This is a genomic window from Cognatundibacterium griseum (assembly GCF_014284195.1).
Taxonomy (GTDB): Bacteria; Pseudomonadota; Gammaproteobacteria; order Burkholderiales; family Burkholderiaceae_D; genus Undibacterium; species Undibacterium griseum.
In genome coordinates, this window is the sequence record NZ_JACOGC010000002.1 from 1 (window position 1) to 13,685 (window position 13,685).

Sequence of the window (13,685 nt, forward strand, 5' to 3'; positions counted from 1 at the left end):
CAGCCGGAGGTGCATTTAAGGCCGAATGCGGTGGTGCCGTACAAGTCGGTGGCGGCGGTGATGGCCTCGGCGCAGCGGCTGGGGGTGACGAAGATCGGGATGGTGGGCAATGAGCAGTTCCTGAAGTGAAGCGATCAGGCAATCAGCAAAGTAAATGCGCGGCAATGGTTTCGTGTGATGTCAGCCACGCTGGTAAACAGATGAAGGCATAGGAAGCGCGGGAGCGGCTCTGAGGCAAGAGGTATGCAAGCTGTGGGTAAAATCAATTAATACCACTTAAATACCTATTGACAACCACTATAAAAAAACTTTACAGTGGCGTGATGACAGTCTAACAGAATTCTGTTCAGTCAACGGAGTGCGCTCTGTTCGCCGGGCATGACGTAGGAAATGAGTAAGAAACTGATGGCACAAGGAAATTCAGCATTATCTGTTGATCCCGGAACTGCGGCAGCAGGTGCAGTCTGCACTTATCTGATCGGCGTTGACGGCGGTGGTACTGGCACCAGAGTGGTGTTGGCGAATGCGGATGGCGTATTGCTGTCGCGTGGAGCCGGTGGCCCATCTGGTCTGGTTCATGGGCGGCAACGCGCCTGGGAGGCAATCCTGACGGCGACCCTGGAAGCATTTGAACAAGCTGGGCTGGTCATGCCTGCCTTGTCGCAGATTGCCATGGGCTGTGGTCTGGCCGGAATCAATAATGCGCAGTGGGCAGCAGAATTTACAGCCTGCAATCCGGGCGTGGCGGCGCTGGCAGCCGAGACCGATGCTTACACTACGCTGATGGGCGCGCACCGAGGTCAGCCGGGCGTTGTCATCGCGCTGGGTACGGGCAGCGTGGGCGAAGTGTTGCAGCCGGATGGTCAGCGGCGCGAAGTCGGCGGCTGGGGTTTTCCGGTCAGCGACGAGGCCAGCGGTGCCTGGCTGGGCATGCGCGCAGCGAATCATCTGCAGCGGGCGCTGGATGGCCGTACCGCGCCGGACACCTTGTCAGCCGCTGTGTTGCAACATTGCGGCGGCGATAAAGATGCGGTGTTCGCCTGGCTCGGTCAGGCCAACCAGACACGCTATGCCGAACTGGCGCCGCTGGTGCTGGCGGCGGCAGACAATTCGGCAGCGGCGTTACGCATCGTGCAGGATGCGGGTCTGGAAGTGCAGGCAATGGCCGATGCGCTCGACCCGCAACACCAGTTGCCGCTGGCATTATGCGGTGGTCTGGCTGCGGTGCTGAAACCTTACCTGCCGGCAGACTTGCAGGCGAGGGCGCAGGCGCCGCTGGGCGATTCTGCAGAAGGCGCGCTGATCCTGATTCAGCGCAGCATGCAGCTGGGCCGGCGGTAGCCGCGGTCATGCAGCACAATCAGCACAATCAGCAAGAACAGGCATCAGGACGTACAGAGTCATTACAAGCAGCAATCAGCAGTCATAACACCGAAGAGAGACAAACATGCTGGCACAACTGACCGATTTCAAACCGGATAGCGAAAGCTCCACGCCCTTGTATCTGCAATTGGCGAACAAGCTGGCGAATGGTATTCACAGTGGCCTGTGGCAACCGGATGAGGCGCTGCCTTCGGAGCGCATGCTGTCCGAAGTGCTCGATATCTCCAGAGTCACAGCGCGCAAGGCGATTGATATGCTGTGCGAACGCGGTTTGCTGACGCGCAAGCACGGTTCTGGCACGTACATCACGCCGAAGCTGGAGCAGCCTTTATCGCGCCTGACCAACTTCAGTGAAGAATTACGCCAGCGTGGTTTCGTGCCGGGCTCGCGCTGGATTTCACGCGAAACCGGCATCGCCTCGCCGGAAGAAATTTTATCGCTGGGTCTGTCACCGAACACCGTGGTGTCCCGGCTCAAACGTTTACGTACTGCGGACAATGTCGTGATGGCGATTGAAAGCACCACGATTCCGGCCATGTATATGCCGAATCCGAAACTGGTGACTGACAGCCTGTATGGTTATCTGGAATCACACAATGTGATGCCGACCCGGGCCTTGCAGCATATCCGCGCGGTGAATGCGACGGCAGAGCAGGCGCGGCTGGCTGATATCAAACAGGGGGCGGCGATGTTGTTCATCACCCGTGTCGGCTATCTGCCCAACGGCAGCGCGATTGAGTTATCGCATTCCTATTGCCGCAGTGATTACTATGATTTTGTGGCGGAGTTGTTCAGATGAGTTTGCAACAGCAATTGCAGGGACAGGTACTGACGCCGGACGGCTGGGTGCACGGACAAATCTGTTTTGATACGGCGAATGGCCGTATTGATCGTATCGACGCCATTTCTTCCGGTGCGCAAGACGCAGGAAACGCACCACAGGCTGCGCATTACATCCTGCCCGGATTCGTCGATCTGCACGTGCATGGCGCGGGCGGCAAAGACACGATGGAAGCCGGTGACGCGGTGCAGGTGATCGCACGCGAACATGCGCGGCACGGCACCACCAGCCTGCTGGCGACCACCATGACCGCACCGATGGCGGATATCGAGACTGCTTTGCGTGCGATACAACCGGTGATTGCGCAGCGCCCGTCCGGTGCGGCGCGTGTGCTGGGTGTGCATCTGGAAGGTCCGTATATCAATCCCGGCAAGCTCGGCGCGCAGCCGGATTTTGCCGGTTTAGGCTCGCTGCAACAGGTGCAGCATCTGCATGGGATTGCGCCGATCCGGCTGATTACGGTCGCGCCGGAAATGCCCGGACATCTGGACCTGGTGCGCGAATTGTCGGCAACCGGCATGCAGGTGCAGATCGGTCACACGCTCGGCACTTACGAAGAAGGCGTGGCTGCGCTGGAAAACGGTGCCAAAGGGTTCACGCATTTATACAACGCCATGTCACGTCTCGATCACCGTGCGCCTGGCATGGTCGGCGCGGCGCTGGCACATGCGCAGTTTTCAGAAATTATTCCCGATCTGCTGCATGTGCATCCCGGTGCCATCAGGGCGGCGATGCGGGCGATTCCGCATCTGTATTGCGTGACCGATTCAACCGCTGCTTCCGGCATGCCGGACGGGCAATACATGCTGGGTCGTCAGGTGGTGCATAAGTGTCTGGGCGGTGTGCGTCTGGAAGACGGCACGCTGGCTGGCAGCACGCTGACGATGGATCAGGCTTTGCGTAATCTGGTCAGCATCGGACTCAGTCTGGAAGAGGCTTCGAAACGGGTTTCTACTTACGCTGCGGATTATCTCGGATTAGCCGAACGTGGCCGCCTGAGCGCGGGCGCGTTTGCCGACCTCGTTGTGCTGGATCGCCAGCTCAACCTCATTGCTGTGTATGTAGAAGGAGAAAAGATTGACCTCGCAAATGCTTAAAGAAGCCTGCGCTTCATCCGAACGCGTCGCCGAACAACTGACGCAGGAACGTGAACGCTATGCGGAACTCGGCGCCCATCTGCGCGACCATCCGCCATCATCGGTGCTGACAGTGGCGCGCGGCAGCTCGGATCATGCGGCCAACTATGCGGCGTATCTGATCATGGCGCGTCTGGGGCGCATCGTGGCATCGTTGCCGATGTCGCTGGTGACCTTGAACAAGGCGCCATTACTGGCCAAAGACGCGCTGGCGATTGCGATTTCGCAGTCTGGTCAAAGTCCGGATGTGGTCGAGCCGATCTCATATTTCCGTGCCGGCGGCGCGACCACAGTCGCCCTGGTGAACGATGCCGCTTCGCCACTGGCAAATGCCGCAGAATGGACCATGCCCTTGCATGCCGGGCCGGAATTGAGTGTGGCGGCCACCAAGAGTTTCATCACATCGCTGGTCGCCGGTGCGCGCTTAGCGGGCCACTGGCAGAACGATGCGGCATTCCTGAGCGCCATCGAACAACTGCCGGAAGCCTTGCACGCAGCAACGCAGCTCGACTGGTCGGCGGCACTTGATGTACTGGTTCCGGCGCAACGCATCATGGTGGTCGGACGCGGCATCAGCTTTCCGGTGGCACTGGAATCCGCATTGAAATTCAAAGAGACATCCGTGATTCAGGCAGAGGCGTTCAGCGGTGCCGAGATCAAGCACGGGCCGATGGCCTTGATTCACGACGGCTATCCGCTGCTGATTTTTGCAACCCGCGGTCCGGCACAGGAAGGCCTGATCAAATTGGCCGAAGAAATGCGCGGACGTGGCGCCAATGTGCTGCTGGCAGCACCGGACAATATCCGCGAACGCAATCTGACATTGCCGGTTGCCGGTACGCCGGATCTCGATCCGATTACCGCGATACAGGCGTTTTATGTGATGGCGGCGCAACTCTCGGTCGCACGCGGATTGAATCCGGATCAGCCGCGCCATCTCAGCAAGGTCACCAAGACCAACTGAGCCGGTCAGGTTCCACGGAATATTCCGCCGATTTTTAAAAAACCTGTATTTATATACTCCTTCCCAGTATCTTAAACAGCCCAATAAAGACAAGGACATCATGGTGTTTTTTGAGAAAAATGGGGGGAGTATATTAAAGACTCAACGCCGGAGCAGCTTTCCGGCACATTCTGCAGGGCAATGGCGAAAAGTATTGATGTCCTGTTTTGTGAATCTGTTGCTGAGTCTGGTGCTCCTTTTGAGCATCGTTCCGGCAGCGCATGCAGTCCAGAAAATCGAATTCTGGACCATGAGCTTAAAGCCGAAATTCATCCCGTATTTTCAGGAGTTGGTGGCGCGTTATGAAGCCGCGCATCCGGACGTAAAACTGGTCTGGGTAGATTTTCCGTGGGATATTCTGCAACTCAAACTGATCACCGCGATTGCCGCCGGTAAGCCGCCAGCGCTGGTCAATCTCAGCGTGCCGTGGGCTGAGGAAATGGCGCGTGATGGTTTGCTGGAACCGGTCGATGCCTATCTGGCGGCACCCGGCAAACCGGTGGATTACACCGATGCCGCACTGGCCGATCTGCGCTTTCAAGGCAAAATTTACGGTTTCCCGCATTACAGTAATGTGAATGTGATCGCCTATAACCGCACGATATTGGCGGCGGCAGGCATCACCAGAGCGCCGCAGAATATGGACCAGCTGCTGGAGCAGGCAGTAACGATTGCGGCCCGCACCGGCAAGCCCGGTTACGCGCCTGCGCTCGGCAAGATCGATGGTTTCCTGATGCAGCAGGGACTGGATCTGATCCGTGACGGCAGGGCGGTGTTTAACTCTCCGGCGCATGTGGCATTGATCCGCAAGCTGGCTGTAACGTACAAAGCCAATGGTTTTTTAAAGGACAAATTGTTTGCGGAAGATAATTTCCCCGCCGTGGTGGATGCCTATCTGGGCGGCAGGCTGGGCATGATGGTCAGCGCGCCGACTGCGATCCGACGCATACAGACCGATGCACCGGACATCTATGCGCAGACCGGTATTTTTCCGATGCCACCGGGGCCGACCGGCATCAATGATGGCGGCTGGATGTTCCATTTTGCGATTCCCAAAGGCGTGAAAGCAGCGGATCTGCCCGCCATCACCGCATTTGCGCGTTACCTGACGGGCGATGCGAATCAACTCGCATTCGCCCGGATTGCCGGTGTGATGCCGACCACGCGGCAGGCATTGGCGAATCCGTATTTCCGCCAGTTGCCAGCATCATCAGTGGATGCCGCTGTCGGTGCCGGTGCCGCAGAACAGGCGCTGATGGTGGCGGCACATTCCATGAACTCGGCACGCAGCCTGTATGTGTCGGGCATCGATGATTATGATGAGTTACGCCGGTTTCTGGTACAGGCGGTGGAAGCCGGTGTCACCGGGCGGCGCGATATCCAGCAGGCACTCGATGAAGCGGTGCAAATCTGGAACCGCAAACTGGCGAAAGGGAAAACACCGTGATGTCCCCGTTCATTGCCCGGTTGTTACAGCCGTTCTCCTTTGTATTTTCTCGCGCCCGTTCGCTGTCATCCGGCTGGCTGCCGTATCTGTTTCTGATGCCGGCGCTGTTGCTGCTGGCGGCATTTTCTTTCTGGCCGGTGCTGTACGGTTCGTACCTGAGTTTCACCGACTTTAGCCTGATGCGTGCCACGCACTGGGTCGGGCTGGACAATTATCGCGCCCTGCTGGACAACGCGATGTTTCTGACCGGCCTGCGCAACTCGTTATTGTTTTTGCTGGTGGTGCCGGTCACGCAGCTGGCGGCGATTGCGCTGGCTGTGCTGGTCAATCATCAGCTGCCAGCCATGCGCTGGTTTCGCGCCGCCTATTACGTGCCGGTCGTGACCACGGTGTCGGTGGTCGGCATCATGTGGGGCTTCATGTTTCATGAGCAGGGCACGCTTAATTATGTGCTGCTGCAATTGCATCTGATCGCGGCGCCGCTGGGCTGGCTGTCGGATGATCATCTGGCCCTGTTTGCGGTGATGTTTGTCTCATTCTGGCGCGGGCTGGGCTGGTATATGGTGATGTATCTGGCGGCCTTGCAAGCGCTGCCTGCGGAAATGCAGGAAGCCGCGATTCTCGACGGCGCCAGCCGCTGGCAGCGTTTCTGGCGCATCACCGTGCCGATGCTGTATCCGACCATCGTGGTGTGCAGCATCATGTCGGTGCTGGCGGCATTAAAAGCGTATCAGGAAGTCGATGTGCTGACGCAGGGCGGGCCGATGAATTCTACTTTCACCGCGCTGTACTATGCCTATGATCAGGGGCTCAAACATTTGAAGCTGCCGCGCGGGCTGGCAGCCAGTTTCGTGGTGTCCTTGTGCTGTATGTTGATCGCGCTGCTGTGTCTGCGTTATCTGAAACCGGGGCGGCACCCATGAGGAATGTATCTATTCGCCACTGGCGCCGCGTTGCGGCACAATTGCCGCACTATCTGTTACTTTCAGTGATCGCGCTGCTGTGCATTTTTCCGTTCTGGTGGACACTGGTGACGGCGCTGTCAACGCGCGGCAATCTGTTTGAATTTCCGCCATCTTTCTGGCCGCGCGGCGTATCGCTGGATAATTTTGTAGAAGTATTTCGCGTCATTCCTATCGTCGCATTTTATAAAAATTCGCTGCTGATTACCGCTGCTACCGTCATCGGCAAACTGGTGATCTGCTCGCTGGCGGCATACCCACTATCGCGGATGCAATTTCGTGGCAGCAAGCTGGTGCTGGGCATTATTCTGGCGACCATGATTCTGCCGTCGGAAGTCAATTTTCTGGTGAACTTCATTAGCATGACGAAGCTCGGGCTGGTCGATACTTACACCGGTGTGGTGCTGCCGAATCTGGTGACGGCGGTATCGGTATTGTTGCTGAAGCAGGCCTTTGATGAAGTACCGCAGGATCTGCTGGATGCTGCGCGTGTCGACGGTGCCGGTGAATGGACGGTCTTTGTGCGGATCGTCTTGCCACTGATCATGCCGTGGCTCGCCACCGTCGGCATTCTGACTGCGGTGGAGGCGTGGAATGACTATATCTGGCCTTCTATCGTGATCGCCAAACCGGAAGATTTTCCTTTGTCGGCAGGTGTGTTGTACCTGCGTGGCACCTATGGCAGCAGCACCCGCGTGATTGCCGCCGGAACGATTCTGACAGTCGCGCCGATTCTGGCCGCCTTTTTATTTACCCAGCGCTTTTTCATGCGCGGTATGGATGGAGCAGTGAAATGACACTAAAAACACAAGAGACTAACGCGGTCATGCCGATCGAGGAAGCACGCCACCTGGCAGGGCAGCTGGTGATGATACGGATGCCCATCACCAGCCTGGATGCGGAATCGGCTGCGTATCTAAAGCAGCATCACATCCGCGCAATTTGCCTGTTTCGCGGCAATATGACCGACGAGCTGCAACTGAAAAAACTGACCGCCGATCTGCGTGCAGTCATGGGGCCGGAAGCGTTGATTGCGATCGATCAGGAAGGCGGCGCGGTGGTGCGCTCTACCTGGGTGCCGCAGCCGCCAGCTGCTATGTCGCTCGGCGCCAGCAATGATCCTGAACTGTGTTATCAGGTTGGCGCTGCGGTCGCGCGCGGCGTCAAGGCGCTGGGTTTTAACTGGAATTTTGCGCCGGTACTGGATCTGAATAATAACGTTGATAATCCGGTGATTTCTGAACGCTCTTTCGGCTCCGATCCGCAACGTGCCAGCGAACTGGCGCTGGCGTGGATGGACGGCAGCCTGTCGGAAGGCGTGGCCTGTTGCGTCAAGCATTTTCCGGGGCATGGCGACACCAGTGTCGACTCGCACCGCGACCTGCCGACTGTCGATAAAACATGGGAACAATTGCAGGCGCTGGAGCTGGCACCGTTCCAGATCGCAGTCAGCCGCAATGCGCCGGCGATGATGACGGCGCATATTGTCTATCCGGCGCTGGATGGTGATAATCCTGCCACCATGTCCAAAGCCATTCTCACCGATCTGTTGCGCCAGCAATGGCAATATCAGGGCGTGGTGATTACCGATGGCATGGACATGCATGCGATTGCCGGTCGTTATGGCGTCGGCAATGCGGCGGTCAAAGCGCTGCTGGCGGGCGCCGATCTGGTGATGGCGCTGGGCACGACCGAGACGCAGCTCGAAACACTGGAGGCGCTGGCAGAAGTGATTGCCAGCGGGCAGATTTCCCGCGTCGAAGTGGAGCAGCGATTGACTCGTGTGCGCCAGCTGACAACGGCTTACCCGTGCCAGTCGTCGGCTTACCAAACCGAACTGGCAGACCGTATCCTGATGTCTTCTGCCTGGAAGCGTGGGCTGACGACCAGCGGTCATCCATTACCGCCTGTCAGAGGCAGTAAGGTCAGGTTGGTGATCAGCGCCGATGTGGTCAGTGATGGCGTGTCGGAAGCTGGTATTCCGGCTGGTAAAGTCAGCGCCATGCTCGCCAGTTTGTATGACGTTGATACCGTGACTTTTGATAACGCAAATACCTTTGACTGGCTTAGCCTGCCGCAGGATGGGCGCTTTGTGATACTGGCATCGACGGTGCGTATCCGTTACAGCCAGCAGGTGCGTGACAGCTGGAAACCCGATCTGCATCTGGTGTTGTGGAACCCGTTCCAGATGCTCGACATTCAGGCGCCAGCGCTCATGACCTATGGCTTTGCACCACCGGCAATCGACGCCGCGCGTGCCTGGCTGGCGGGTGAAATCACGGCCGATGGGCAGATTCCGGTTTCCGGTTTTTCAGTGTAGTTTTCAGCATAATTCAGCATAATTCAGCGTAAAGGCGGCAGCGATGGCAGAGGTGCGTTTGCAAGGGCTGAGCAAATCGTATGGCAGCAACACGGTGTTGCAAAACATCGACCTGCATATCCGCGATGGCGAATTCATGGTGTTCGTCGGGCCTTCGGGCTGCGGCAAATCCACGCTGCTGCGCATGATCGCCGGACTGGAAGAGATCAGCAGCGGCGAGCTGCAGATCGGCGGAAAACGCGTGAACGACACACCACCTGCCCAGCGTGGTCTGGCGATGGTGTTTCAGTCATATGCGCTGTATCCGCATATGACAGTGTTCGACAACATGGCGTTTGCACTGAGCCTGTCCAGACTACCCAAGCCCGCCATTCGCAGCGCCGTTGAACAGGCTGCGGCTTCATTGCAGATCACGCATCTGCTGGACCGCAAACCGAAAGACTTATCCGGCGGCCAACGTCAGCGGGTAGCGATTGGCCGCGCCATTGTGCGTCAGCCAGCATTATTTTTGTTCGATGAGCCGCTGTCCAATCTCGATGCCAGTCTGCGGGTGCAGACCCGGATTGAGCTGAGCCGCCTGCATAAGGAACTCGGCTCCACCATGATTTACGTGACCCATGATCAGGTGGAGGCGATGACGCTGGGACAGCGGATTGCGGTGTTTCACGGCGGGCGCATTGAGCAGGTCGGCACACCGATGGAGCTGTATCATCAGCCGGTGAATCAGTTTGTCGCTGGTTTTCTCGGATCTCCGGCGATGAATATGCTGCCAGTGACTGTGCTGGCAGCGGAGCAACAAAGCCTGCGCGTCAGCCTGCCGGGCGGCGCTGAATTGCGTTTGCCATTGAAGCTGCCCTCTGCGCAGCCTGGTCAGCAGCTGACGCTGGGTGTACGCCCGGAACACTGGCAGCCGGCACAGGCCGGCAGAGACAAACAGGACAGTGTGCAGTGCAGTCCTGCAATCAGGATGGAGTTGGCTTTTTCCGAGCAGCTTGGCGACTGCAATCTGCTGTATGTCAGCCTGCCGGGTCAGGGCCAGCTTTATGCGGCGAAAACGGCGGCAGATGCCCTGCCACCGGTGCGCGGCAGCCTGATGGAGCTGCGTTTTGATTTACGCCATTGCCATCTGTTTGATACGCAGGGCAGGGCAATGCCAAGAAATTTACCTGCCTGAAACGCGGCAGCAACTCTGCAAGGTAGCAACACGCAGAGCCGCTGTCTGTGCATGGCATGACTGGTCAGATGGCGTAATGCGGCAGTCTGGTGATGTTTCTGCCGGGAGGGGCACCGCGGTGCGTGCAAGACGGGCATTTTGCGTCCTGCCAACACCGGGTAAGTTGTTATGCCTGCGATGCGCAGTCGGCTTCAGTCTTGATCTGCGCGGCTTCTTCCTGCACGGCTTCAACTGCCTGATCTGGAATCCGGACAAAGCGGGTCATCACCAGCACCGGAACGGCGCAGGCCAGCACCCAGATGAAAAAGTGCTGATAGCCCAGCGCCATCTGGATATCACCGCTGATCATTTTGAAAAAAACCAGCCCCAGCTGCATTACGCCGGTGCCCAGTGCATAGTGGGCAGTCTGGTATTTGCCGATGGCCACCACCTGCATGATGAACAGGATCAGGCCGACAAAGCCGAAGCCGTAGCCGAACATTTCAAAACTCAGCGCAGTGGCGATCACTGCCATCTGCTCAGGTAATTGTGTGCTGAGAAAAAAGAACACAAAATTCGGCACATTCATTGCCACAATCAGCCACGGCAGCGCCCGGCGCAGACCGAGCCAGGAAGTGAAATAGCCCCCCAGCACACTGCCAGCCAGAAAGGCGACAGTGCCCGCCGTGCCATACACGATGCCGACCTGATCGGTACTCAGCCCGAGTCCGCCGAGTTCGCGCGTATCCCGCAGAAACAACGGGCCGATCGTCTGTATCTGACCCTCACCGGCGCGGAACAGGATGATGAAGGTGATTGCCAGCCAGATGCCGGGTTTGCGGAAAAAATCGATGATGACGCTCATCAGCGTGCTGAATACGCTGCGCATGGATGCCTCAGTCGCCGTATTCTTTGTCCCCGGCAACGCCCAGCTATGATAAATCCCGAGCAGGGTCAGCATGGCGCCGAGCAGGCCGAAAATAATCATCCATGCATGATTGGCGCTCATCTGCTTTTCCAGATGGCCTGCCAGAATCACCAGTCCGCCCAGTGAAATAAATTTGGCGGCGTTGAAAAAAGCACCCTGCCAGCCGGCATAAGCCGCCTGCTGCTTGTGACTCAGTGTTGCGATATACAGTCCGTCGGCAGCAATATCATGTGTTGCCGACGCGATTGCCACAATCGCCAGCAAAGCAATGCTGACCGCAAAATACATCGGTAACTGCAAGGACAGCGCAACCAGCACCAGGCTGACGCCACCGATACACTGGAACAGCACAACGATGAGTTTCTTGCTGCTGGCAGCTTCCAAAAACGGGCTCCACAGACTTTTGAACACCCAGGCCAGTCCGATCAGGCCAGTCCAGCGGGCGATCTGATCGTTTGGCACACCCAGACTTTTGTACATCAGCCCGGCAACCAGTGCGACCGCATAAAACGGCAGGCCCTCCGCCAGATACAGAGTGGGCACCCAGCGCATAGGGTGAGAGGAGGCAGTCTTGTTTGTCGTCATGTTGCGGTCCCGTCATGTTTGGATATGTCCTGCAGCCTTATGTCTGATGGTTGGCGCAGTGATTACAGCTATGACAGAACATACTAGGCGGAATTAAGCTGGTCAACTGGTTTTATATTTACAATGCCACTTGAGTGCCAGTAATATGCGTTGCTGATACTGCACAGGATGCGACAATGCCTGAAGAGCTTTATTTCATCATGATTAGGCAGAATTTTTAAAAAACCGGGCTTGTTGTTGATCAGCTGTTGTATTCCGGGAAAATACCGTACTCAGACTTGACTGGTATGCTTGCCTGCTGCGCGCCGGAGCCGGCCTGATTACCGGCTTTCAGAGATGGAATGAGATGTGATGGCCGGGTGTTTCTACCCGCCGGCGAGGAAGATTCAGAAGGGAAAAAATGCAAAAACCTGTACGTTACTTATCGCTTGATGCCATGCGCGGCTGGACAGTGGCCGCCATGCTGCTGGTGAATAATGCGGGTGACTGGAATCATGTCCTGCCCTGGCTGGAACACGCGGAATGGTCTGGCTGCTCCCCGGCAGACCTGATTTTTCCGCTGTTTTTATTCATCGCCGGTTTGTCGCTGGAATGTTCATTTACACCTGCGCTCGAACAAGGTATTTCGCCAGATGTATTGAGAAAGCAGGCTATCTGGCGCGGTGTTCGTCTGTTTGCGCTGGGCGTGTTCCTGCACGGACTTGCCAGTCTCACCATCGATGGTCGTGCGTTCCGCTTAATGGGCGTGCTGCAGCGTATCGGTATCGTATTTGCGGTTGCAGCTTGCCTGATGCTGCACTGGCGTTCAGAGCGCAGTCGCTGGGCGGTGCTGGTGACATTGCTGACGCCTCACAGCGCATTATTGCTCGCAGGGGGGACGCTGCTACCGCATCAGAATTTGTCTGACAGGATAGACACGGCCTTGCTAGGGACGCTGGCTTATCAGTTCGATCCAGCGACCGGATGGGCGCAGGACCCGGAAGGTCTGCTTTCCACACTGGGCGCAGTGTGCAGCACATTGGCAGGTATTCAGGCTGCCACGCTGCTGCGCACAGGCAGGCTGCGGCAGCTGTTCTGGCTGGCGACAGGCAGTCTGTTGGCAGGCATATTGTTGGCAATGATTTTGCCCTGGAATAAGCAGCTCTGGACCGCTTCTTTCGTCTGCTGGACCAGCGGTTGGGCAATGCTGTTTCTGCTGGCGTCGCACTGGCTGCTGGATATCCGCGGCTTTCCTGCTATCGGCCGCAGTTTCGGCCGCAATGCGATTGCCGCTTATGCGGGATCATGGATCATGGCATGTCTGCTCGCGCTGACAGGCTGGGGGGCACAGCTGTACCGGCTGGTTTTTATTCCTTACCTGGTGCCGTTATTGGGCGATGCCTGGAGTTCTGCAGCGTTCGCAGCAAGCCTGACAGTGGTGTTCGGCGTGCTGACCTGGTGGATGGCGCGCAAAAACTGGCGCATCGTGATCTGACGCTGCCTGAGCAGCATTCGTTGCTGCCAGGGCAGGTTGAGGAATATTTATTCGCGGTATCCGATGCGATCACGCCGTGCCGGATACGGCCTCGCCTGCGGCGGATGGTTCTCCTGAAACGGAGATGCCGGACCGCGGGTGATCAGCCCGGCAAAGACGCGGAATGCAAACAGGGCAATGAACAGGGTAATGATCAAAGGAATCAGACTCAGCATGATCATCAGCGCCAGCAGAATCAGCGCAATCCGCGGCAATGGCGTCCGCAGCGAGGCGAGCGCCGCACGCGAAGCGAATTGCCGGAATTCCTGGCTGAGCTGCCGCAACACGGAGTACATATATTGTCCAAACGGATGTTTCATCTCTGTTCCTTTCTCTGGGTTTGCGATCTGCCGTTGCAGGAGCAGGCCTCGTCACAGACCAGGCGCGATTATGGCAAACCGGCAGTCAGCTTGC

The 13,685-nt window shown here is 57.5% G+C and carries 13 protein-coding genes; 11 read left to right on the forward strand and 2 right to left on the reverse strand.

Annotation, left to right across the window (positions count from 1 at the left end; all coding sequences use genetic code 11):
- From H8K27_RS16485 to H8K27_RS04530, 10 genes are all read left to right on the forward strand, one after another.
- Positions 1–129: ExbD/TolR family protein (locus H8K27_RS16485; protein ID WP_370527135.1), on the forward strand; the 129-nt coding region annotated here is incomplete at its 5' end.
- Positions 130–390: 261 nt separating this feature from the next.
- Positions 391–1,341 (forward strand): glucosamine kinase nucleotide-binding domain-containing protein, encoded by a 951-nt coding sequence (locus H8K27_RS04490; RefSeq protein WP_230418942.1) that lies wholly within the window; start codon positions 391–393, stop codon positions 1,339–1,341.
- A 106-nt stretch (positions 1,342–1,447) separates the two neighbouring features.
- Positions 1,448–2,182, forward strand: coding sequence for a GntR family transcriptional regulator (locus H8K27_RS04495; RefSeq protein WP_186862031.1), 735 nt, complete (start codon positions 1,448–1,450; stop codon positions 2,180–2,182).
- Positions 2,179–3,321, forward strand: a complete 1,143-nt coding sequence (gene nagA / locus H8K27_RS04500) for an N-acetylglucosamine-6-phosphate deacetylase (RefSeq protein ID WP_186862032.1) — start codon at positions 2,179–2,181, stop codon at positions 3,319–3,321. The genes H8K27_RS04495 and nagA overlap by 4 nt, the downstream gene beginning before the upstream one ends.
- Positions 3,314–4,324 carry an SIS domain-containing protein gene (locus H8K27_RS04505; RefSeq protein WP_186862662.1) on the forward strand — a complete coding sequence of 337 codons (1,011 nt, stop codon included), beginning with the start codon at positions 3,314–3,316 and terminating at the stop codon, positions 4,322–4,324. The genes nagA and H8K27_RS04505 overlap by 8 nt, the downstream gene beginning before the upstream one ends.
- Positions 4,325–4,520: 196 nt before the next feature.
- Positions 4,521–5,810: an ABC transporter substrate-binding protein gene (locus tag H8K27_RS04510; protein WP_186862033.1), complete on the forward strand. Its 1,290-nt coding sequence runs from the start codon at positions 4,521–4,523 to the stop codon at positions 5,808–5,810.
- A complete protein-coding gene (locus tag H8K27_RS04515; protein ID WP_186862663.1) occupies positions 5,810–6,733 on the forward strand; it encodes a carbohydrate ABC transporter permease in 924 nt (307 codons plus the stop codon). The genes H8K27_RS04510 and H8K27_RS04515 overlap by 1 nt, the downstream gene beginning before the upstream one ends.
- Positions 6,730–7,569 carry a carbohydrate ABC transporter permease gene (locus H8K27_RS04520; protein WP_186862034.1) on the forward strand — a complete coding sequence of 280 codons (840 nt, stop codon included), beginning with the start codon at positions 6,730–6,732 and terminating at the stop codon, positions 7,567–7,569. Before H8K27_RS04515 ends, H8K27_RS04520 begins: the two co-directional genes overlap by 4 nt.
- Positions 7,566–9,092 carry a beta-N-acetylhexosaminidase gene (gene nagZ / locus H8K27_RS04525; RefSeq protein ID WP_230418946.1) on the forward strand — a complete coding sequence of 509 codons (1,527 nt, stop codon included), beginning with the start codon at positions 7,566–7,568 and terminating at the stop codon, positions 9,090–9,092. The genes H8K27_RS04520 and nagZ overlap by 4 nt, the downstream gene beginning before the upstream one ends.
- Before the next feature lie 43 nt (positions 9,093–9,135).
- Positions 9,136–10,266: an ABC transporter ATP-binding protein gene (locus tag H8K27_RS04530; RefSeq protein WP_186862035.1), complete on the forward strand. Its 1,131-nt coding sequence runs from the start codon at positions 9,136–9,138 to the stop codon at positions 10,264–10,266.
- 166 nt (positions 10,267–10,432) lie between these two features.
- Here H8K27_RS04530 and H8K27_RS04535 read toward each other — a convergent pair whose 3' ends face one another.
- Positions 10,433–11,758: an MFS transporter gene (locus H8K27_RS04535; RefSeq protein WP_186862036.1), complete on the reverse strand. Its 1,326-nt coding sequence runs from the start codon at positions 11,756–11,758 to the stop codon at positions 10,433–10,435.
- A gap of 400 nt (positions 11,759–12,158) precedes the next feature.
- Here H8K27_RS04535 and H8K27_RS04540 point away from each other — a divergent pair, with 400 nt between their 5' ends.
- Positions 12,159–13,232 (forward strand): acyltransferase family protein, encoded by a 1,074-nt coding sequence (locus H8K27_RS04540; protein ID WP_186862037.1) that lies wholly within the window; start codon positions 12,159–12,161, stop codon positions 13,230–13,232.
- A 47-nt stretch (positions 13,233–13,279) separates the two neighbouring features.
- On the opposite strand, the gene H8K27_RS04545 is transcribed toward H8K27_RS04540, so the two are convergent.
- Positions 13,280–13,591: a hypothetical protein gene (locus H8K27_RS04545; RefSeq protein ID WP_186862038.1), complete on the reverse strand. Its 312-nt coding sequence runs from the start codon at positions 13,589–13,591 to the stop codon at positions 13,280–13,282.
- Positions 13,592–13,685: the final 94 nt, after the last annotated feature.

Coding starts and splice junctions, on each gene's coding strand:
- H8K27_RS04490 (WP_230418942.1), top strand. CDS start 391: ATGAGTAAGAAACTGATGGCACAAGGAAATTCAGCATTATCTGTTGAT.
- H8K27_RS04495 (WP_186862031.1), top strand. CDS start 1,448: ATGCTGGCACAACTGACCGATTTCAAACCGGATAGCGAAAGCTCCACG.
- nagA (WP_186862032.1), top strand. CDS start 2,179: ATGAGTTTGCAACAGCAATTGCAGGGACAGGTACTGACGCCGGACGGC.
- H8K27_RS04505 (WP_186862662.1), top strand. CDS start 3,314: ATGCTTAAAGAAGCCTGCGCTTCATCCGAACGCGTCGCCGAACAACTG.
- H8K27_RS04510 (WP_186862033.1), top strand. CDS start 4,521: ATGTCCTGTTTTGTGAATCTGTTGCTGAGTCTGGTGCTCCTTTTGAGC.
- H8K27_RS04515 (WP_186862663.1), top strand. CDS start 5,810: ATGTCCCCGTTCATTGCCCGGTTGTTACAGCCGTTCTCCTTTGTATTT.
- H8K27_RS04520 (WP_186862034.1), top strand. CDS start 6,730: ATGAGGAATGTATCTATTCGCCACTGGCGCCGCGTTGCGGCACAATTG.
- nagZ (WP_230418946.1), top strand. CDS start 7,566: ATGACACTAAAAACACAAGAGACTAACGCGGTCATGCCGATCGAGGAA.
- H8K27_RS04530 (WP_186862035.1), top strand. CDS start 9,136: ATGGCAGAGGTGCGTTTGCAAGGGCTGAGCAAATCGTATGGCAGCAAC.
- H8K27_RS04535 (WP_186862036.1), bottom strand. CDS start 11,758: ATGACGACAAACAAGACTGCCTCCTCTCACCCTATGCGCTGGGTGCCC.
- H8K27_RS04540 (WP_186862037.1), top strand. CDS start 12,159: ATGCAAAAACCTGTACGTTACTTATCGCTTGATGCCATGCGCGGCTGG.
- H8K27_RS04545 (WP_186862038.1), bottom strand. CDS start 13,591: ATGAAACATCCGTTTGGACAATATATGTACTCCGTGTTGCGGCAGCTC.